This window comes from Brevundimonas vesicularis NBRC 12165 (assembly GCF_001592205.1).
GTDB lineage: Bacteria > Pseudomonadota > Alphaproteobacteria > Caulobacterales > Caulobacteraceae > Brevundimonas > Brevundimonas vesicularis.
The window spans coordinates 102472-122126 of sequence record NZ_BCWM01000012.1 but is presented as its reverse complement, the minus strand read 5'-3'; the positions used below and the strand labels follow the sequence as shown (position 1 = coordinate 122126).

At 66.5% G+C, this 19655-nt stretch carries 16 protein-coding genes; 10 read left to right on the top strand and 6 right to left on the bottom strand.

Annotated elements, in window-relative coordinates; genetic code table 11:
- Positions 1-694: UTP--glucose-1-phosphate uridylyltransferase (locus BVE01S_RS11285; RefSeq protein WP_066627554.1), on the top strand; the 694-nt coding region annotated here is incomplete at its 5' end.
- 374 nt (positions 695-1068) lie between these two features.
- Here BVE01S_RS11285 and BVE01S_RS11280 read toward each other — a convergent pair.
- Positions 1069-1893: a metallophosphoesterase family protein gene (locus BVE01S_RS11280; protein WP_084375384.1), complete on the bottom strand. Its 825-nt coding sequence runs from the start codon at positions 1891-1893 to the stop codon at positions 1069-1071.
- Positions 1894-2205: 312 nt separating this feature from the next.
- On the opposite strand from BVE01S_RS11280, the gene BVE01S_RS16570 reads away from it, so the two are divergent.
- The 3 genes from BVE01S_RS16570 (at position 2206) to BVE01S_RS11265 (ending at position 3748) form a co-directional block, all read left to right on the top strand.
- Positions 2206-2952: a transglutaminase-like cysteine peptidase gene (locus tag BVE01S_RS16570; protein ID WP_169802120.1), complete on the top strand. Its 747-nt coding sequence runs from the start codon at positions 2206-2208 to the stop codon at positions 2950-2952.
- Positions 2953-3056: 104 nt separating this feature from the next.
- The gene (locus BVE01S_RS11270; protein ID WP_169802119.1) at positions 3057-3395 is read left to right on the top strand and encodes a helix-turn-helix domain-containing protein; all 339 of its coding nucleotides are present in this window, start codon (positions 3057-3059) and stop codon (positions 3393-3395) included.
- 155 nt (positions 3396-3550) lie between these two features.
- Positions 3551-3748: a hypothetical protein gene (locus tag BVE01S_RS11265; RefSeq protein ID WP_157076457.1), complete on the top strand. Its 198-nt coding sequence runs from the start codon at positions 3551-3553 to the stop codon at positions 3746-3748.
- Positions 3749-3769: 21 nt separating this feature from the next.
- Here the strand turns inward: BVE01S_RS11265 and BVE01S_RS11260 are convergent, their stop codons facing one another.
- The gene (locus BVE01S_RS11260) at positions 3770-4990 is read right to left on the bottom strand and encodes a glycosyltransferase family 2 protein (protein ID WP_157076456.1); all 1221 of its coding nucleotides are present in this window, start codon (positions 4988-4990) and stop codon (positions 3770-3772) included.
- A 60-nt stretch (positions 4991-5050) separates the two neighbouring features.
- Here BVE01S_RS11260 and BVE01S_RS11255 point away from each other — a divergent pair, with 60 nt between their 5' ends.
- Together BVE01S_RS11255 and BVE01S_RS11250 are read left to right on the top strand one after the other, a co-directional pair.
- A complete protein-coding gene (locus tag BVE01S_RS11255; protein ID WP_066627543.1) occupies positions 5051-6490 on the top strand; it encodes an oligosaccharide flippase family protein in 1440 nt (479 codons plus the stop codon).
- Positions 6491-7000: 510 nt separating this feature from the next.
- Positions 7001-7408, top strand: coding sequence for a helix-turn-helix domain-containing protein (locus BVE01S_RS11250; protein WP_066627538.1), 408 nt, complete (start codon positions 7001-7003; stop codon positions 7406-7408).
- An 82-nt stretch (positions 7409-7490) separates the two neighbouring features.
- Here BVE01S_RS11250 and trbB read toward each other — a convergent pair whose 3' ends face one another.
- The 4 genes from trbB to BVE01S_RS11230 all read right to left on the bottom strand — a co-directional run bounded on the left by trbB (position 7491) and on the right by BVE01S_RS11230 (position 11361).
- Positions 7491-8489, bottom strand: a complete 999-nt coding sequence (gene trbB, locus BVE01S_RS11245; protein WP_066627536.1) for a P-type conjugative transfer ATPase TrbB — start codon at positions 8487-8489, stop codon at positions 7491-7493.
- Complete coding sequence (locus BVE01S_RS11240; protein WP_066627534.1) at positions 8486-8899, bottom strand: hypothetical protein; 414 nt, start codon at positions 8897-8899, stop codon at positions 8486-8488. The genes trbB and BVE01S_RS11240 overlap by 4 nt, the downstream gene beginning before the upstream one ends.
- Positions 8886-10763 carry a type IV secretory system conjugative DNA transfer family protein gene (locus BVE01S_RS11235; protein WP_084375386.1) on the bottom strand — a complete coding sequence of 626 codons (1878 nt, stop codon included), beginning with the start codon at positions 10761-10763 and terminating at the stop codon, positions 8886-8888. The genes BVE01S_RS11240 and BVE01S_RS11235 overlap by 14 nt, the downstream gene beginning before the upstream one ends.
- 193 nt (positions 10764-10956) lie before the next feature.
- Positions 10957-11361 carry a thermonuclease family protein gene (locus tag BVE01S_RS11230; RefSeq protein WP_035306061.1) on the bottom strand — a complete coding sequence of 135 codons (405 nt, stop codon included), beginning with the start codon at positions 11359-11361 and terminating at the stop codon, positions 10957-10959.
- A gap of 101 nt (positions 11362-11462) precedes the next feature.
- On the opposite strand from BVE01S_RS11230, the gene radC reads away from it, so the two are divergent.
- From radC to BVE01S_RS11210, 4 genes are all read left to right on the top strand, one after another.
- The gene (gene radC / locus BVE01S_RS11225; protein WP_084375385.1) at positions 11463-12143 is read left to right on the top strand and encodes a RadC family protein; all 681 of its coding nucleotides are present in this window, start codon (positions 11463-11465) and stop codon (positions 12141-12143) included.
- Positions 12140-13051 (top strand): toprim domain-containing protein, encoded by a 912-nt coding sequence (locus BVE01S_RS11220; protein ID WP_054764208.1) that lies wholly within the window; start codon positions 12140-12142, stop codon positions 13049-13051. The genes radC and BVE01S_RS11220 overlap by 4 nt, the downstream gene beginning before the upstream one ends.
- Positions 13052-13089: 38 nt before the next feature.
- The gene (locus BVE01S_RS11215) at positions 13090-15156 is read left to right on the top strand and encodes a ParB/RepB/Spo0J family partition protein (RefSeq protein WP_052004749.1); all 2067 of its coding nucleotides are present in this window, start codon (positions 13090-13092) and stop codon (positions 15154-15156) included.
- 141 nt (positions 15157-15297) lie between these two features.
- Positions 15298-19578 carry a strawberry notch-like NTP hydrolase domain-containing protein gene (locus tag BVE01S_RS11210; RefSeq protein WP_035307822.1) on the top strand — a complete coding sequence of 1427 codons (4281 nt, stop codon included), beginning with the start codon at positions 15298-15300 and terminating at the stop codon, positions 19576-19578.
- Positions 19579-19655: the final 77 nt, after the last annotated feature.

Sequence of the window (19655 nt, the reverse complement as noted above, 5' to 3'; positions counted from 1 at the left end):
CCGCTCCAAGGGCGCCATCGAGGACTATTTCGATCATCAGATCGAACTGGAAGCTCAGCTTCAGGCCAAGGGCAAGACCGACATCCTGGAGATGATGAACGCCGAACTGGCCTCGGCCGGCGAGATGAGCTTCACCCGCCAGATGCAGCCCAAGGGCCTGGGCCACGCTGTCTGGTGCGCGCGCGACATCATCGGCCACGAGCCCTTCGCCGTCATCCTGCCCGACGTAATCGTGGATTCGCAGCCCGGCGCCCTGAAACAGCTGGCCCAGGTCTATGCCGAAACCGGCGGCAACATCATCGGCGTGGAATCCGTCCCCGAAGATCAGACCCACAAATACGGCATCGTCGATCCGGTCAGCCGCGACGGTTCGCGCATCGTCATGAAGGGCATGGTCGAGAAGCCCGCCGCCGGAACCGCGCCGTCCAACCTGTCGATCTCGGGCCGTTACATCCTGCAGCCGGAAATCTTCGACCTGTTGGCGACGCAGGAAAAGGGCGCAGGCGGCGAGATCCAGCTGACCGACGCCATGGCGCGACTGATGGCGGACCAGAGCTTCACCGCCGTCGAATACGAAGGCGTCACCCACGACTGCGGCGACAAGATTGGCCTGCTGCGCGCCAACGTCGCCCTGGCCCTGAAACGCCCCGACCTGGGCGACGCCGCGCGCGAGGCGATCGCGGGTCTGTTCTGACGGTGTACAATGCGAGACCGTGGAACCGCCGTCCGTTAATGGTTGAACAGCCAGTAAATCACCGCCGCCCAAACAAGGGCTGAGAATAAAGCGCCACCTCCCAGTCCGAGAAGACGCCATTTCCAGCGATGACGGTCATCATCCATGACTGGTCAACTCTCTGACTGTCCCGCCCGATCCATGGTCATCTTGCCGCGCTCCAGCTGAGACTCATCCCGTGCGAGTTTCGGTCTCAGCTTGACGCTATCATCGCTTGATTAGAGTCGCACAGCCCCGCTTGGTCGCTTTGCGCCCTGTCTTGTGGAGCGATAACACAACAACGCGAGCAGCCCTCTCCCATCGACCGCGCCTGCACGGGACTGGGGCGAGCAAGATCAACGGACTGAACCCACAAGCGGCGATCGCTCAAGGTCAATCCGTCCGCCGCGCCTTCTGGTCTGCAAGAGCTGGCGGGCCTCGCCGTCCAGCCTCAACCCCGTGAGCACGCCTGTCGCATAGGCTCCGGTGTCGATCCCGATCCGACGATGATCGGCGAAGACGGCGTCAGAGGGGGTGTGCCCATGCACCACGATCTTGTCGAAAGCCCGCGGATCCTCAAGAAAGCGACGCCGGATCCACAGCAGTTGCTGGGCGTCCTGCTCATCGAGCGCGACTCCCGGCTCGGCTCCGGCATGGACAAAAAAGTAATCACCAACCGAAACGCTTAACTTCAAGCCCGCCAGAAAGCGTTGATCCTGTGGCGTCAGGACTTCGGCCAGGGCGTCTCTCGCCGCTTCCCAGACGTCCGGACCATCCGAGAGTCCAGGAGGCTGAAGACCATAAGACGCCAGGGCCTCCCGCCCCCCGAACTCCGACCATCCGGCGCCAAACGCAGGATCGGCGAGGAAGGCCTGCATTCGATCCTCATGATTCCCCTTCAGGAAATGGAGGCTGAGACCCGCGCGTTCCTCAAGCGCTGCAAGATATCGCAGCACCCCTTTCGTGTCGGGCCCCCTGTCGATGTAGTCGCCCAGAAAGATCAGATGGGCGTGGGTCGCATTGCGCGTCTCGACATCCCCCAGCACGGCATCCACCAAGGTCGAAAGAAGATCGGCGCATCCATGCACATCGCCGACGGCCCAGACGAGGGTATCTGTCGGCGTCGATGGCGTTCTCGCCGGAGGCAATCCCTCGACGGGGTGGTGACGGCGTCCAAACATTCCCCGTTGATCCGTGCTTCGGACCGAAATGGCAAGCGCTCGGTCTAAAAATTCACGGCATCAACAGCTGATCCGAAGACGCTGGGACACTCAGTGTAAATCGCGAACCCGTATTAAGAAATAGGCAACCTCCTTTCTTCAAGAGTTATCAACGATCTTCGTAAGCAAGATCTTGAAGCGTTTCGATCATCAAGACGCCCTGGATAGGGAAGACTTGAGATAGTGCCCGCAATGCGCAGATCGCGACTACGCTTACCTCGCCTGGCGTTCGGAGCGGCGGCGTCGATCCTGGTTTTCGGTCCAGGTCAGGCTTTGGCGCAGGCGATGCCGGTGGGCGCACCGACAGCGGCGCCGGCGGGCTTCCTGGACTTTTGCAATCGCAATCCGCGGGACTGTCAGGAGCCGACCCGTTCCGTCGATGACACACGCGAGCAAGCGCAACGCCTGTTTTGGGCGAGCGTCTTCACGGACGCCGATCCTGAACCCGCGGCCGTTACCCGCCCATCGGGGACGGCCCGCGCCAGCGACCGCCGCCCCCCCAGGATCGCCGAGCATGCAATTGCGATGGGCCGTTCAGCACCTGCAGCCCCGGACCGGGAGCCCAGAGCCCTCTATGCTCACCCCGGCTTTACGGCTGATGCGGCGAAGGCGGTCGGCCGGGCCGCCCTGTCCTTGTCCGCTGTCGACCTTGCCCGTATCGACGCGATCAATCGGGGATTCAATCGATCAATCCGCCAGTCGCCAGACCGTCGCCAATACGGCGTCGGCGATTATTGGACGATCCCCGAAGGACGCGCGCCGCGCGGAGATTGCGAGGACTTTGTGCTGGCAAAGCGCCGTGCGCTGGTCGCCGCAGGCTATTCACCCACCCTGCTTTCCATCGCCCTGGTGATAACGCCCTGGGGAGAAGATCACGCTGTTCTACTCGTGTCGACGACCGACGGCGAACTCGTTCTCGACAACCTCACCCCACGCATCGAGAGGTGGGATCGAACCGGCTATCGATGGCTGAAACGCCAGACCCCGGGACACGCCCTGGCCTGGTCCGCCATCGGATGACACCGAGCTCTCGCGGGAAATCCTGCGCGAAGCCGGAAATCGTTTGATTCGCAGCCAAGCGTCGCGGTGTAATGACATCCAGCCTGCGCCAACGGATGCCTGACATGACCGAAGCCTCCGACTATCGGCGACGCCTCGGACGCCGCATCGAGAACGGCAGGATTCGTCAAGGCTGGTCCCGGGAACAACTGGCCGGTCACCTGAGCGTATCCAGCGTTGTTCTCCGCCGAATCGAGGAAGGTCTGACCAGCCTGCCTGCGGCCGATCTTGTGAAGATCGCCCGTCGCCTCGACCTGTCCCTGCATGAGCTCTTGGAGGAGCCTGTACTGGAAGCGCAGCCCGGCGCGGACCGCCTCGCCGCCGCTTGGTCGCTGATCGAACGGCCGCAAGATCGCAAAGCCGTTCTGGCGTTCGTTCAGGCGCTGGCCGAGAAGGATCGCTGAGACGGGGGTCGGCGACCCTTTCGTTCAACTGAGCAGAGTCGCCCGCAGGATTCGCGGCGAGCCGCCCGATCACGGCGCGCAGCGGGTTTCACGGGCACCTTCCGGCAAGTTTTCTGCAGGGCTTCCAGCATTCTTCCCGAATGGAGACGCGGATCGTGCCCACCCAGGTCAACCATGCCGTTACGTTGGCGCAGACAAGCCCGACCGACTGGGCGTGGCGCGTCCTCACGATCGACGGCGCAGAGGCGGTCGCGGGCCAGTCGACGCGAGAGGATGTGGCGCGCGAGCATGCGGAGTTTTTCAGGCGTTCGCTTGATCGACTGGCCCGTCGACGCTTGCGATCGGCCATGTGAAAAGGACGGATCTGCGCCCGGTCAGCTGATGAGTTGCGCCAAACGCAAACGGTCTTCCCGCGAACGTCTCGTCACAGCCAGGGCCAGATACATCAGTCTGACCAGACCGAACGGCGTCGCCTTGACGATCTCGGCCAGAAGCCGCTTATCGGGCGCCTGTCCACGAAGACGATTTCTGACCGCGAGATAGGCATACAGGGAGAGGGCGGCATCTCGGCGTTTCAGGACTTCGCCAGCCTGATCAGGCAGGAGAGCGAACGAGTTCAATATCCGGCTGTAGAGCAACGACAGGAAGCCGTACCGGCTGACAGTCGCCGGATTGTCCCAGCCCGTGGCTGAAAAATACAGATTGACGCCGACACCGCAGACGACGTTGGCGCACGTCGAGAACGCGACGGCTGTCCCCCGCTCGATCATCTCCAGCCACAGAAGATGATCTTCCCCCGCGCCCCTGAGCGTCTCGTCGAAGCGTGCGCCTCTGTAATGCGCCGAGACGAACACCACCGTCGAAGTCTGTCCAGGATAGGAGGTGATAAAGGCGTTGAACGCGGTTCGCGCCGGCATGATGAAAGTGTGCCGGTCCGCATCGAGCGCCTTGATCTCCGAAGTCGCCGCCCGGTCCGGCCATGTCCGCTCAAAGCCGATTTCCGGATCGCGTCCATTCGGACCAAACCGGATGTTGTCGCAGAAATAAAAGTCGGCGCCCGCCTCAAGGCAACGGATAGCGGTCTGAAGGTGATCGGCGGTCCATTCGTCGTCAGAATCCAGAAACGCCACATACTGAACATCGAGACCCTCCGCAAAATGCAATCCCGCATTCCGCGCCGCCGCTGGACCGGCATTGGGCTGTCGCAGCAGATGGAGATCGATGTGGCTGGGCAAGGCGACGCTGGCGATGTCATCGGCCGGAGATGCGGGAGACGTGTCATCAACGACGATGATGGCCAAGACCGCATCGTTCAGCGCCTGACCCGCGATCGATCGAAGCGCGCGGGCCAAGATGCCGCCGTCGCGCTGGTAGTAGGGAATGATGATCGCCACGCGAGACGGTGAGGGCCTGTCTCGCAACGGGGTCGGTTCAGGAGGCAGCATCTCGATCAACTCGCCGTTTCCGACCGGAATGTCGATGGCCAACCCCGCTTCGGGTAAAAAAGTGGCGTCGAGGCCGCACCTCGTGGAGGATTCGAGGGTGGTTCCGATCGATGGTTGCGCGCAAGCAATCGGTAGGCCTAAGGCTTGCAAGGTCTTTGGGACGGCTGTCGCCTTCGAAGGGCGGCGCAGAAGTATACCCGGATCCCATCCATGTCGTTGCAGAAGTCGCTCAGTTGGATGGCGATGGCGCAGGCCGCCTCGATCGTCCTGCAGTTTGCGGCCTCCGTGGTGCTGGCGCGTCTTCTGACGCCGCACGAGTTCGGCATTTTCGCCGTCGCCTTGGCGGTCTCCGGCGTGCTCTCATTGATCCAGGCGCTCGGACTGCAAGCATTGATCGTCAGGGAGCCCGACCTCCACGACGACGTCGTGACAACCGCATTCACCGTCAATGCCCTGATTGCTGTCGCGGTGACCGTCACCATGTTGGCGGCGAGCGTCGTCGGCGGAGCCTTCCTCCAGGAGGCCGGCGTGCGTCAGGTTCTGTCCGCCATTGCGTTCACGCCCCTCGCCAGCATCGCCGCCTTTCTGCCGATGGCCCAACTCGAACGCAGAAATCGGTTCAAGGAACTGGCCCTTTCAAGTGTGATCGGCGGCGTCGCGGGCGCTGGCACTACCGTTACGTGCGCCGTGATGGGTCTCAGCTATATGAGCTTCGCCTACGGGCAGTGGGCGCAGAATGGAATATTCACCCTCGCCATCTGCATAGCCGGTCGCGCCTTCATTCGTTTCAAACCGGGATTCAGGGGTTGGCGACGGGTCGCGGATTTCGGCCTGCAGACACTCGCCGTCACAGGCGTCAGCGCGATCTCAGGCAAATTGTCCGATGTCGTCTTGGGCCGGTTTCTCGGCTTGAGCGCCCTTGGCCTCTACTCACGAGCCACCAGTTTGAACGGTCTGCTCTGGACGAATATCTACCTCGTCCTGGGACGGGTGCTTCTCGTGGATTTCGCCGAGATTTTCCGTCGTGGCGACTCGCTTCGCGACCGCTACATGCGCTCGATCGATATTATCTCCGTTATCCTATGGCCGGCTTTCCTCGGGCTCGCCATCGTGGCGCGTCCCTTCATCGCCGCCCTCTACGGCGAGAAATGGATCGCCGCCGCAGCGCCGCTCTCGCTGCTCGCCATCGCCTCGTGCATTCAGGTCTCGATCGCGATGGCCTGGGAGTTGTTCGCCTGCACGGACAATCTTCGAACCCAGACGAGACTGGAAATCCTCCGCGCGCTCATCGCCTTCGCAATGTTTTCGATTGGTTGTCTGATCAGCCTCGAAGCTGCGGCATTGGCTCGGGTGCTGGACGCGGTCGTGGCCTATGTCCTCTACAGACCCCACATCAATCGCATGACGGACACTCGGACGTCAGACTACCTTCCGATATATCTCAGAAACGCTGTCCTCGCCGCCGTGGCCGTAACGCCCAGTCTCGCCTATATGGCGGCGCGTGACTTCTCCGCCAGCATCTCCCTAGCCCCGATGTTCGGCACGATCGCGGCGGGCATCATTCTTTGGACAGTTTGCCTGATCGCCAGTCGTCATCCGCTCATCGACGAAGTGCGTCGAATTCTGAAATCGCGACGGCTGGTCCGATGACAACGACGGAAGTCGTTGCCGGCTTCAGTGTCCTACCCAATGCAAAAGCGTGAAAGCCACAACGCCGACCGCTGATAGGCATCCCCCAAGAATGAGGAAGCGCCTCGCCCGATGCGCTGCATACAAAAGGTTTCCTAACATCGCCTTGTCTCGCAATGGGATTGGCGAACATCGCTATGCATAAGCGACACCATTCGACGCGACGCAATTAACCTTTACGAGAGTGGGAACAGGTCGCTTCCCCCTGTCGGACGTTCGTCCTGGCAAGCCTGAAGCAAATTCATCGCTCACTCGAGATTTGAGAGGCGGGGGAAATGCGACGCTCACAATCGAGCGATGCCGCGTCCAACCGCAACCGATTGGAAGACCGAGTTGACGCTTGCGACAAGACCACGATGTGGCGACTGGGATTTCGGTTCGGCGTCAAACGAATGGCGACACAGCGCCCTGTCGTCCATCTCCCGCTCAAGCCCCATTGACGACTCGATGTGTGCGCGGGTTCTGTCAGGAATGGCCAGAACTCATCGAACGCAACCCAACCAAGCGATTGCTGATCTGATCGATCGTCACGTCGGATCGAGGGTGGCCCAACGACGTCAGGACATGCGCTACACACAGGTGCAGCTGGCCGATGCTGTTGGCGTCACGTTTCAGCAGATCCAGAAATACGAACGCGGGACCAACCGGATCGCAGCCTCTCGGCTCTGGCAGATGGCGGATTTTCTGAACACCGACATCAACTTCTTCTTCGATGGCGTAGCGATGACGGAAAAGCTCCACACGGCTCCCAAGCGAACGGCGACCAGGAGTTCAGCCGAAATCGCACGCCGAGCGACCGATCTATCAGCGCGCCATCAAAAACTCGTCCTCGATCTCATGGAACAGCTCTGCCAAGTGCCCACAGAGACCACCTCATAGCTGTACGGATCGGCCTAGCGTAGGATCCAACCCAAGCCTCGCCGGCATCGCGTCGCGCTCGACGAAGGACAAGACTGGTGGGTCAAGACCCGCCGGTACGCGGGGATGTCGGTGGCGGGGCAGGATCGCCGATGTGGCGCAGCCGATAACCGTCCGCCGACCAGCCTGTGACGTCAAGAATCGCATCCGCTCGTCGACCATGTCTCTCCCGTCGGATGTGGACGATGACATTGACGGCCTTGGCGATCATCCGCGTCGGCAGCGGCGATCCCACTTCGGCGAGCAGGTCCTCTAGCCGCGAGAAGGCCTCCGCCGCCGAATTGGCATGGATCGTCGAAAGCCCGCCCGGGTGTCCGGTATTCCAGGCCTTGAGGGTTTCGAGCGCCGCCGAACCGTCGCGCATCTCGCCGACAACGATCCGGTCGGGCCGCATGCGCAGGGCGTCGCGGACCAGGTCGACGACTCCGATCGGGACGGGATGCCGACGCGTGAGGGTGGCGACCAGATCCCAGGCGGAACACTGGAGTTCGGGCGTGTCTTCGATCAGGAAAACACGATCATTCGTGAACGCCGGCTCAGCGAGTAGCGCATTGGCGAGCGTCGTCTTCCCCGAACCCGTCCCGCCCGAGATCAGCAGGTTTCGGCGATTCCGCACCGCGGCCCGCAGAACCTCGGCCTGCCCCTCCGTCACCACGCCGTCCCGGACATAGTCGTCCAGGGTCCAGATCACGGCGGGTCGTTTCCGGATCGAAAAGGCGGGCGCGGCGGTGATCGGCGGGAGAAACCCTTGGAACCGCTCGCCGGTGACCGGGAGAACTCCTGCCAGACGGGGATTTTCCCGAGTGACCGGATCCCCGACATAGTCCGCGATCAACCGAATGACCCGTTCTCGGGCTTCTGGCTCCAACCCATGGCCGGTATCGGCGCGCCCGGTCCCGACCCGATCCAGAACCAATCGTCCATCCGGATTGACGAGGACTTCGACCACGAGCGGATCGGTCAACGCCTCCAGGATGTCGGGCCCCAGCGCGTGGCGAAGCGCCTCCAGCTTCCGTTCGCCGACGATGGGATGGACGCTCATCCGACCGTCCCGCGCTGCGGCCTCCCGCCAGAGATCAACCGGGCGGCCGTGTCGTCGAGAAGCTGTTCGATCCGGCGGTTCACGGCGGCGCGGGCGACAGGATCCTGATCCGTGACGGCGTCCGGCAAACGCATGAAGAAGGCGCGGGCGACCTCGATGACCAGCTCCTGGATGATTTGCACGTCCCGCGCCGTCGACCGCATGTGGTCTCTCAGCGCGCGGTCGAGCTGAAGCAGACGGTCGTCCGGATCGGCCGGGAGACTTCTGGCCAGGCCCTTCGCAAGCGCGCGTCCGGCGGCCTGGCTGATCGGGATGTTGGCCGAGCGCGCTTCACGCTGCAAGGCGGCGACCACGCGGGGGTCCGTGAGATAAACCTGAACCCGCGTCGCCCCGGTTTCACGCCCGCCCATGCTCGCCTCCCTGCAACCCGTCGAGCACCGCCTGCTCCGCCGCGAAGGCCGTCGAAATCCGCTCGTAGGTTTCGGCCGCCTTGGCGGCGACGCGTCGATCATGGATCGCCGCCTCCACCTCCTTGAACAGCGGCAGGGCCGCCTCCGGATCCTCGCCCAGCCCCCGTCGGCCCGCCCAAGGGTGAACCGGCGCGCCAGGCGTGTCGACGCCAGCCGTCTGATCCGGCGGCGGCAGGTCTGCGCGCGTCCGGAAGGGCCGCTCCCTGTCGTAGAAGACCTTGCGTGTCCGCAGCGGTCTGTGCCCTGCCGCAAAGGTCAGCTGCACCTCGTCCGGCAGCGCCCGGACTTCGCCCGGCTCCAGCAGGGGCCGTTCGATCTCGGAGCGGGACACCGAGCTCCGGCCGGCGCCCAGCCCCGCCGGACCGCTGCGGCTGGTCTTCCGCTCCAGCACGGTGCCGGTGAGCTTGGACACCTTGTCCTGTGTTAGCGGATCGAGAGCGCTGAAGGCGGTGTAGACATGGCAGTTGTCGAGGATGGTGTTGTTGGCCCCATAGGTCTCGACGATGTCGTTCAGGGACTGGGCGACGAACATTGTCTTGATGCCGTAGCCGCTCATCAGGCGCAGGGACTTCTCGAAGAAGGCCAGTCGGCCCAGCAGCGGGAACTCGTCCATGAGCATCAAAAGGCGCCGGCGCTTCTCGCGGCCCGCGTCGTCGGCGTGCTCTGCGGCGGTCAGGGCCTGGGCCGCCGCGTAGAAGAGAAGCCGGATCACCGGTCGCAAGGCGACGGCGTCGGCCGGAGCGACCTGCACATAGAGGGAGACCGGCGCCTCGGCGCACATCAGATCGCCGAGCGCGAAATCCGATGCCGACATCGCCCGAACCAGATCGTCGCCGGCCAGCCATTTGAGATAGCTGCGCGCCGTGCCCTGCACCGAGGTGCGAAAGCGGTCGTGCATCGCCGCGTAGCCCTTCACCGCCGTGGAGATGAACGGATGGACCTCGGGGACGCCCTCGGGACCCAGACGATGAAGGGTCCGGACCATGACGTCGGCGGCGGCGTCCAGATCGGCGAGGATCGTTCTCACCGTCAACAACGTCTTGTCCGCGTCCGGCGCCGTGTAGAGGACGTGCAGGATCACGGCTTCGAGAATCTCGGACGCCGCCTTGTCCCAGATGGCCTCGTCGTCCCGTGCGCCTCCCGGATCGCTGAGGATGGCGACCAGCCGCTGGACCTGCGCCAGTTCCTGGGGCCCCGGTCTGATCTCCGCCAGAGGATTGAAGCGCGCGGACGCCGGGTCTCGCGGGTTGAAGTAGAGCGCATGACTGTGCTGGGCGCGCCAACCGGCGGTCACCCGCCACAGCTCCCCCTTGGGATCATGGACCAGGACGCTGTCGGTCCAGCTCAACAGGGTGGGGACGACATGGCCCCGTCCCTTCCCCGCGCGGGTCCCGCCCGTCACGAGCGTCGGGCGCAGGTCGGTCGTCGCCAGAAGACGGCCCTGCAACCGCCCGAGGACGCACCCCGCGTCGTGCCTCAGGCCCGCACGGCGAGCCTCCGCCAGGCCGCCCCACCCGCGCGTTCGCTTCACGGCGCCGCCGTCGAACAGAAGCAGGCCCCCGGCGCCCGCGGCCATCACGAGCATGAAGACCGAGAGCGGCAGGGCGAAGGCGTCCCCCTCCGCCGCCCCGAACCTCTGGCGCCAGACGAGGATCATCCAGGGCCAGTAGACGCCTGTCTCGTCCAGCCGGAGCGCCGGCCCCAGCGTCACATGATAGCGATAAAGCCAGGCGAAGGTCTGGGTGGACGCCTGAAGCGCGACTAGTAGTGCGGCGACAAGACCGGCGAGGCGTGCTGGCGGCATGACGACCATCCGTTCGAAGACCATCGAGACTTCGAGGGAGAGGGCCGTTTGAGGCGACTTTCTGGCCGCAAATCCGGTCCTCGGGCGCCGTCGACGCCGATATAGAGGCGTGTCACGCGGGTGAGCCGTTTTGCCCGATCCGGCCGGACCGCAATATATTCTCGCTGTCGGCTCGTCTCCGAGCCGTGACGGGTCAGTTGCCGCCTTCGCGCACCCCGGCGGCCCTCAGGAGGTCGCCGACACGACGACCGTCGAGCCGGCAGGTCGCGATCACCCGATCATAGACGATCACCCGGCCGCTACGTCCTCGCGTCGCCACGCATTCGAGGCGTCGGCCCATCACCAGACGGCGCAACTGGTCCCGGGCGGCGCGTCCGCCCGGTGCGTTGAGCTCCGGGGCATTGAAGTCCGCGAGCCTCACCTCGATCCAGGTGGAGGGGTTCGTGCTGTCGCCGACGCAGAGCCCGTCGCCATCGCCGACATAGCGGGTTTGCCCCGAGAAAACCTGTCCGGCGCGATCTGGCAGTCGCCCCTCGCACGGATCGGCATGGGCGATCGCGGGCGCGGCGAGGAGCGGGAGGATGAGCCACCATTTCATCGGATCAACCTGGGCCGATCCGGTCGGATCGAAAAGCGCGATCGGGAAGAAAGGAAGGGCGGCCGGGAATGCTCCGCTTGGGAGCCTTGCTGGAGACCGCCATGCGCCCGCTTCCTGACCTCGAACCCGCGATCGCCGCGGCTGGGCGTTCGCCCGACACGAGTTCCCTCGCCAACCTCGACGACCGCGCCCTCCTCGCGCTTCTGCTGGGCCGCAGCCTGCGACAGACATCAATGCCCGCCGTGGACGCCCTGTTCGACCGGTTCGGCGACATCGCCGCCATTGCTTCCGCCGATGTGCCGGAACTGGCGCGCGCCAGCGGACTGGGACCAGCGGCTCTCACCGACCTGAAACTGCTTCGTGTGCTCAGCGAACGGCTGGTCCGCGCCGAGGCTTCGAGACGGCCCGTCATCACCAGCTGGACGGCCTTGCTCGCCTATGTTCGGGTCGCATTGGCCGAGGAACCCCGCGAGCAGTTCCGGGCCCTGTTCCTCGACAAGCGCAACCGGCTCCTGAGCGACGAACTGGTCGCCCAGGGCACGATCGACCATGCCCCCGTCTATCCGCGCGAGGTCGTGCGGCGGGCGCTGGAGGGGTCGGCCGCGTCCATCATCCTCGTGCACAATCACCCTTCGGGCGATCCCGAGCCGTCCCGCGCCGACATCGAGATGACGCGGAAGATCGTCGACGCCGCCAAGGTCTTCGACATCCAGGTTCACGATCATCTGGTCGTCGGGAGGGACGGTACGGCCAGCCTGCGCACCCTCGGGCACTTCCGGTGAGCCTGCGCCAGATCGTGGCGATCCTCGGCGGAGACCTCTACCAGAACGGCTTGCGCGCCAATGTGCCGGCGCCCGGCCATGGGAAGGCGGACCGTTCCGTCTCGCTCCTGCTCGATGGCGGCCGTGTCGTCATCCACACCTTCGGCGCGGCCGATTGGCGGGAGGTGCGCGACGACCTGCGGCGTCGCGGACTGGTCGATCACGGCGGTCGGCTCATGGGTGTCGCGGACACGCCGGACAGGCCCGTGATCGACCACCCCCGACGGCGGGCGGTCGCGGGTGCGCTCTGGCAGGATGGGGTAAGGCCCGCCCGGACCGGCGTGGTCGCACGTCACCTCGCCGTGCGCGGCGTCGCTTGGCGGGAAGACCTCGACGACCTGCTCGAACATCCCCGCGCGCCCCTCTCGGTCTACCGGCCGGGGCGGCGCGTCGGACGCGCGATGATGACCGGGATCCGGTCGCCCTCGGGGGATCTCACGGCCGTCGAGCTCACCTATCTCGCGACCAACGGGCAGGTCGCATCGGGTCTGAGCGTTCCCCGCAAGACCGTGGGCCAAGTCCCGCCGGGATCGGCCGTACGGCTGCGTCCCGCGGCGGCGCGGATGCTGGTGGCCGAAGGCGTCGTCACCACCCTGTCCGCCATGGTCCGCTTCGACCTGCCGGGCTGGGCGCTCATGTCAGCCGGAAACCTCTCGCGGTGGCATGCACCCCACCATGTTTCGACGGTTCTAATCGCCGGAGACCGGGGCGAAGCCGGGGAGATCGCCGCGATGCGGCTGGCCAGGCGGCTCGAGCGCGATGGCGTGGAAGCGATCGTCGCCTTTCCCCCAGCCCCGTTCGGCGACTGGAACGAGGCCGCTCGAGACCATCAGAAAGCGGGAAAGGAAGAGCGCGGACGGGCGCCGTAAAGGCGGGGATGGACCTCGCCTACGGCAGGAGAGCCCTCATGTCCCGTTCCACCGCCGTCGCCGTCGTCGCCACCCCCTTCCAGGTCGCGTCGACCCGTAACCGCCCGCTGGTCCATCTCCGTGATCTCGACATCGCCCCGGAGAACCTTCGCTTCGGCGAGCCCTCCGACGATGACATTCCGCTGCTTGCCGAGACTCTGTTCGCCGCCGGTCAGCTGCAGCCCCTGACCGTCCGGCCCGGTCGAAAGAAGGAAGCCGCCAACATGGCGCTCGACGGCAGGCGGCGCTTGCTGGCGCTTCGTCTTCTGGTCGAACAGGGACGTATCGACGACAGCTTCCTCGTCGATGTCTTCGTCGAGACGGATCCCGCCCGCCAGGCCGCGGCCGTCCTGCTCACCAACACGGCCGTGCCGGTCCATGTCGCCGACATCATCGCGGCGATCGGCCGGATGCTGAAACGCAAGCTCGGCGTGCCCACGATCGCCAAGGCGCTGGGATACGCGGAAATCGACATCAAACGTCTCGCGGCCCTTGCCGCCCTGCCGGATGTCGCGCTGCAGGCGCTGCGGCTCGGCCGGCTGAACCTGCGCCAGGCGCGCCTGCTCGCCAGGCTCTCCGACCCCGACGAGCAGGCGGAGCTGGCCCGGATGACCCTCGACGGTCACGGTTTCCAGGATTGGCGCGTGACCGAAAAGCTCGACGAGGCTCGCGTCACCGCGCGCGACCCTCGCTGCGCCCTCATCGGCCCGGAGCGATACGCCGAGGCCGGCGGCCGCTCCGAGACCGATCTGTTCGGCGAGCTGCCGCCGGTGCTGCTGGACCCGGCCATTCTCACGGAGGCCTGGACCCGACGTGCACGGGAGATCGCCCTGATCTACGAGGCCGAGGGCCTGGCGGTCCACGTCACGGCGGGCCCCGAACCGGACCTGCCGGACGATCTGGAAGCCGCCGGTTACGTCTACGGCGGCATGCTTCCGGCCACGGAGATGGCGGCCTACCGCGACAAGCGAGACGCCTTCAACGCCGCCGTCGAAGGGGTCGAGGCGGTCCTGACGGAGACGACCGACGCCGAGGCGGTGGACGCCGCGCTCGACGTCATGATCCGCGACCGCCTGGCCATGGATCAGGCGGGATGGAGCGGCCGGGCAGCCACGACCCTGGTCCTGCGTCCTGCACTACGCACCGGGATCGAAGTCCGGTGCTTCACGCCCGTGGAACCGGAAGTCGAGGACGAGACCGACGATGAGGCGCCCGCCTCCGCGGGGGGCATCGCTGCCGCTCCCGTCTACCGGCCGCCCGAGGTCGATACGCCGGAACCCGAGACCGAGGGCGTCAACCACGCCCTTCACGCCGTGCGCACCGACGTGGCCACCCGCGGTCTGATCCGCGCCCTCGCCGACGATCCCGGCGTCGCCTTCACGGCGCTGATCGCCCGCCTGTTCAATCAGCTGGCCGTCAGGACCTCCGGCCAGAGGTCCGAGTCCGCCCTCGCCCTGACCGCGTCCGCCTTCAAGCCGACCGGCGGTCGCGTCATCGAGGCGTTGGACGGCGAGGTCCGCCAGAGGCTCGACGATCGACGCGCCGCGTGGGAGGCGTCGGGCCAGACGGTGATCGCCTGGGTGCATGGTCTCGCCCATGGCGACAAGATGGGTTTGCTGGCCGAGCTCACCGCCCTCTCCCTGGATGTTCGGGAGGAGCGGACCACACTGATCCGCAAGTCGGCCCGGGCCGAAGCCGCTGAACTCGCCGAGCTTTGCGGCGCGGACATCAGTCTGCACTGGACCCCGGACGCCGAGTTCCTGAAGCCGCATTCCAAAACCCTGCTGCTGAAGATGCTGGAAGAGATGGACCGGGCCGATGTGAGAGCGGCCCTGCTGAAGAAGGCCGATCTGATCCCCTGGGTCGAGGAGAATGCGGCCGAGAAGGGATGGGCGCCGGCCAGCCTGTCCTGGACCACACCGCCCGACGTCGACGAGGTCGCGGCGTCGGACGCTGACGGTCCGGAGAGCGATACGGCGGAAGAGAGCGAAGGCGATGCTGACGACGGCGTCGGCGCCTTCGAGGTCACCGCTGAAGGCGAGGCGGCGCTCGACGACGCCGCCTGATCCAGGCGTGAAGACGACGAGGCCCGTCGCGACATCGTCGCGGCGGGCCTTCGTCATGGAAGGCGGGAGGAAGGGCGGCTGGGCGCGAGCCTGGAGGACCGGAGGGATGAGCCCGCCGCTCCAGGCGACGGAGCCCTTCCCATGACCGCCGCGCAGACACCGCCTCAGACCGCCAGCCTCTCGCTCTTCAGCGCACCACGCCCGTGCGACCGCGCCGCCAACCTCATGGCCGCAGCCCGGGTGCTCGCCACCCACCTGGCCCGGTCCCGCCCGCTGCACCGCAAACTGGTCTCCAGCGTCATGACCACCGGCTTCGGCGGGTCGGACGCCGAGGGCTTGTGGAACTGGCGGGACGCCTATGAGGCCATCGAGGCGGCGACCGTTTTGCAGATCCGCCGGCTGGCGCCCCAGGTGTCGCGGCTCGAGGACGCGCCGGCCGCCATCGCCGTCCTTCTGGCGACGGTCGGCGCCCTGGGTCTGACCCACAGCCGACGCAGCGAAGATCAGATCGCGCTGGACCAGTTCTCCACGCCGCCGGAACTGGCGGCGCTCGTGGTGCTGGCCGGTCAGGTTCGCCCGGGTGACCAAGTGCTGGAGCCTTCGGCGGGCACCGGGCTGATCGCTATCGTGGCCGAGGCCTGCGGCGGAGTTCTGACGCTGAACGAACTGGCCGAGGGTCGCGCCGTCCTGCTCGACGGCCTCTTCGTTTCGGCGACGCGGTCACGTCTTGATGGACGACGCGTCCAGAACCTGTTGCCGGGCGCGGGCGGGTTCGACGTCGCGGTCTGCAATCCGCCCTTCACCGATCTGGAGGCGCATCTGACCGGGGCCTTCTCGGCCCTGGCCGATGGCGGGCGCCTGGCCGCCGTCGTGCCGATCACCGCCCTCATCGACGAGGGTCTGATGCGTCGGTTGAGCGCCAGGGGGCGTGTCGTCGCCCGGATCGGCTTTCCGCCACGCGCCTTCTCCAGGCACGGCACCAGCGTGGAGACCGGGTTGCTGGTTCTGGACCGGCTCGAGGGCGGCGCCGCGGTCGCTGCGCTCGCGAACGGTGAAGATCTCGCCGCCTGTGCCGCCCTGGCCTCGGCTGTGCCCGAGCGCGTCAAGGCGAGGCCGAGGGTTCGCCTCGAACTCGGGGCGCAGACCTTGCTGGCGCCCCGGGACCGGTCACTCGCCCTGCCGTCCGGGCGTCTCGGCTTCCTCGCGGGAGCGTCCCCCATCACCTATCAGACCCTCGCCTGGACGGGCGAGGGCCGCGATGTCGGCCTCTACCAGGCGCACCGGCTGGCGCGGATCGCCCTGACGGCGCAGACGCCCCACCCGTCAGCCCTGGTCGAGTCCGGTCCGATGGCCTCGGTCGCCCCGCCCGCCCCGTCATACCGGCCGGTCCTTCCGGCGGCGGTGCGTCTCGACGGCCGGATCTCCGACGCCCAGCTGGAGACGGTCATCTACGCCGGCGAGGCTCACGCCGGCATGCTGCCCGCCTGGTGGACGCCGGGAGAGTCGGCTCGTCAGCTCAGGTTGTCGCGGGAGGAGGATGAGGGTTCCGTCCAGCTCCGGCGCGGCTTCTTCCTTGGCGACGGCACCGGCTGCGGCAAGGGCCGGGAGATCGCCGCCGTCATCGCCGACAACATGGCCCAGGGGCGGACCAAGGCCCTGTGGTTGTCGAAGAACGACTCCCTGCTGGACGACGCCCGGCGCGATTGGGCCGCCATCGGCGGCGGGGCCCACGACATCGTGCCGCTCAACAGCTGGAAGTTGGGAGATGGCGTGCGGCTGGATCGCGGGATTGTCTTCACCACCTACGCCACCCTGCGTCAGCCTGCGCGCGGCCAGAAGATGTCGCGGCTCGACCAGATCGTCGCCTGGCTGGGCGAGGATTTCGACGGGGTCATCGCCTTCGACGAGGCCCACGCCATGGCCAACGCCGCGGGGGGCGGCAAGGGGGCGCGGGGAACGAAGAAGGCCTCCCTGCAGGGGATGGCCGGCCTGGCGCTTCAGAACCGGCTGCCGAACGCCCGGGTGCTCTATGTCTCGGCGACCGGCGCCACCACCGCGGAGAATCTGGCTTACGCGGCCCGTCTGGGTCTTTGGGGCGGGCCGGAGGCGCCCTTCGTCACCCGCGACGACTTCCTCGACGCCATGGACAAGGGCGGGGTCGCCGCCATGGAGCTCGTCGCGCGCGAGCTCAAGGCGCTCGGCCTCTATGTGGCGCGGTCGTTGTCGTTCGAGGGCGTCGAGTACGAGCCGCTCTTCCACGCCCTGACCGAGGACGACATCAGCATCTGGGACGCCTGGGCCGACGCCTTCCAGCTGATCCACGCCAATCTGGGCGAGGCGCTGAAAGCGACCGGCTTCAATGATGAGGAAGGCAAGGCCAAGAGCGGCCTGGCCGCCTCAGCCGTCCATTCCGCGTTTGAAGGCGCCAAGCTGCGCTTCTTCGGCCACCTCCTCGCGGGATTGAAGGCGCCGACGCTTGCGGCGTCGATCCGGGCGGACCTGACCGAAGGGCGTTCCGCCGTGATCCAGATCGTTTCGACGAACGAGGCGGTGATGGAGCGAAGACTGGCGTCCATCCCGCCGGAGGAATGGAACAACCTCTCCATTGACCTGACGCCGCGCGAATATGTCCTCGACTATCTGCGCGAGGCTTTCCCGGTGAATCTCATGGAGGCGATCGAGGGTGACGACGGCTCGGTGACGCTGGTCCCGGTCATGGTCGACGGCCGGCCCGCCGTGAGCCAGGAGGCGTTGCGCCGGCGCGAAGACCTGATCGAGAAGATGGCGCTCCTGCCCGCCGTGCCCGGCGTTCTGGACGCCCTTCTGGACACCTTCGGAACAGAGGCGGTCGCAGAGATCACGGGACGGTCGCGTCGCGTCGTCGCGCGCGACGGACGCCGGCTCGTCGAGCGCCGCGGCGCCTCGGCCGCGCGGTCGGAGACCGACGCCTTCATGTCCGGCCGCAAGCGTATCCTGGTCTTCTCGGACGCAGGCGGCACAGGACGCAGCTACCACTCCGACCTCTCGGCGCCGAACCAGCAGCGCCGCTCGCACTACCTGGTCGAACCGGGCTGGCGGGCGGATGCCGCCATCCAGGGTCTGGGGCGCAGTCATCGCACCCATCAGGCCTGTCCGCCGCTGTTCCGCCCGGTCACCACCGACATCCACGGCGAGAAGCGGTTCACCTCGACCATCGCTCGACGGCTGGATTCGCTGGGAGCCCTGACGCGCGGCGAACGCCGAACGGCCGGGGCCGGTCTGTTCCGGGCCGAGGACAATCTGGAAAGCCCGTGGGCGCGACGCGCCTTGCTCGTCTTCTATGGCGCGCTCGGCTTTGGCGAGCTGTCGTCCATGACGCTGGAGGACTTCGAGACCAGGACCGGCCTGAAGCTGCGCGACGCCGACGGGGGGCTCAAGCTCTCCGACGACCTGCCGCCGATCCACACCTTCCTGAACCGGCTGCTGGCGTTGCGCATCGCCGACCAGAACGCCCTGTTCGCCGACTTCGACGGCATCCTTTCAGGCATTCTCGAAAGGGCCGCCGCCTCGGCCGACCTGGACCGCGGGCTGGAGGACATCGAGGCTGAGGAGTTGGCCGTGGTGGAGGAGGAGACCATCCGGACCGACGTCTCGACCGGGGCGGAAACCGCACTCGTCACCTTCGAACTCAAGGTGCGGCGTGAACTCGTCAGCTCGGACGCGGCGTTGGCAGGCGCTGAAGGCTCGGCCTTCCGCCTGGTCGTCAACGACCGTTCCGGCCGCGCCGCCCTGGCCGAGTTCGGGTTGACCACCACGACCGATGACGACCGGCTTGTTCCGGCGGTGCGCCTCTTGCGGCCTGACCAGCATCAGGTCACGCCGGAGAAGACGTTCGAGGAGTCGGCCTGGGCCCAGACCGATGAGGCGGCGTGGCGGGCGGTCTGGGACGCCGAAGTCGCCGCGACCGATCCGTGGCGGACGCGCCGCCTGACCCTGGCGACCGGCCTTCTGTTGCCAATCTGGGGAAGGCTGCCGTCCAAGGGCTGTTCGGTTCGCCGCGTACGCGCGCCGGACGGTCGGCGTTGGCTGGGCCGCGTGCTGGACGAGGTTCAGGCCGCCAGCCTGAAGACGGCGCTGGGCCTGACCGAGGTCGGCGACGCCTGGGCCGATGGCGGGCGCACCGCTGCGGCCGTACTCGACCGCAATGTCCAGCTCGCCCTTTCGGGCGGCCTGTGGCTCAAGCGATCGCGGGTCATGGACCGCTGGCGGCTGGAAGTGGTCGGGGGCCGCACCGACCGTGACGCCCTGGTCTCGCTCGGCTGCTTCGTCGAGATCATCGCCTATGCCCCACGGGTCTTCGTTCCGGTGGACCGGCCCGATGTCGTGGAGGGGGTGCTGCGCCGCCATCCGGTCCAGTCGATCCTGGAGGGTGCCGCAGCCTAGCGAAACAGCGACTTACGCTTGCCGGCTCACTGCGGGTCGCCGGGCGCGATACCGACAAGTCCGGCGACTGGAATCAA

Coding starts and splice junctions, on each gene's coding strand:
- BVE01S_RS11280 (WP_084375384.1), bottom strand. CDS start 1,893: ATGTTTGGACGCCGTCACCACCCCGTCGAGGGATTGCCTCCGGCGAGA.
- BVE01S_RS11270 (WP_169802119.1), top strand. CDS start 3,057: ATGACCGAAGCCTCCGACTATCGGCGACGCCTCGGACGCCGCATCGAG.
- BVE01S_RS11255 (WP_066627543.1), top strand. CDS start 5,051: ATGTCGTTGCAGAAGTCGCTCAGTTGGATGGCGATGGCGCAGGCCGCC.
- BVE01S_RS11250 (WP_066627538.1), top strand. CDS start 7,001: ATGGCCAGAACTCATCGAACGCAACCCAACCAAGCGATTGCTGATCTG.
- trbB (WP_066627536.1), bottom strand. CDS start 8,489: ATGAGCGTCCATCCCATCGTCGGCGAACGGAAGCTGGAGGCGCTTCGC.
- BVE01S_RS11240 (WP_066627534.1), bottom strand. CDS start 8,899: ATGGGCGGGCGTGAAACCGGGGCGACGCGGGTTCAGGTTTATCTCACG.
- BVE01S_RS11235 (WP_084375386.1), bottom strand. CDS start 10,763: ATGCCGCCAGCACGCCTCGCCGGTCTTGTCGCCGCACTACTAGTCGCG.
- BVE01S_RS11230 (WP_035306061.1), bottom strand. CDS start 11,361: ATGAAATGGTGGCTCATCCTCCCGCTCCTCGCCGCGCCCGCGATCGCC.
- radC (WP_084375385.1), top strand. CDS start 11,463: ATGCGCCCGCTTCCTGACCTCGAACCCGCGATCGCCGCGGCTGGGCGT.
- BVE01S_RS11215 (WP_052004749.1), top strand. CDS start 13,090: ATGTCCCGTTCCACCGCCGTCGCCGTCGTCGCCACCCCCTTCCAGGTC.
- BVE01S_RS11210 (WP_035307822.1), top strand. CDS start 15,298: ATGACCGCCGCGCAGACACCGCCTCAGACCGCCAGCCTCTCGCTCTTC.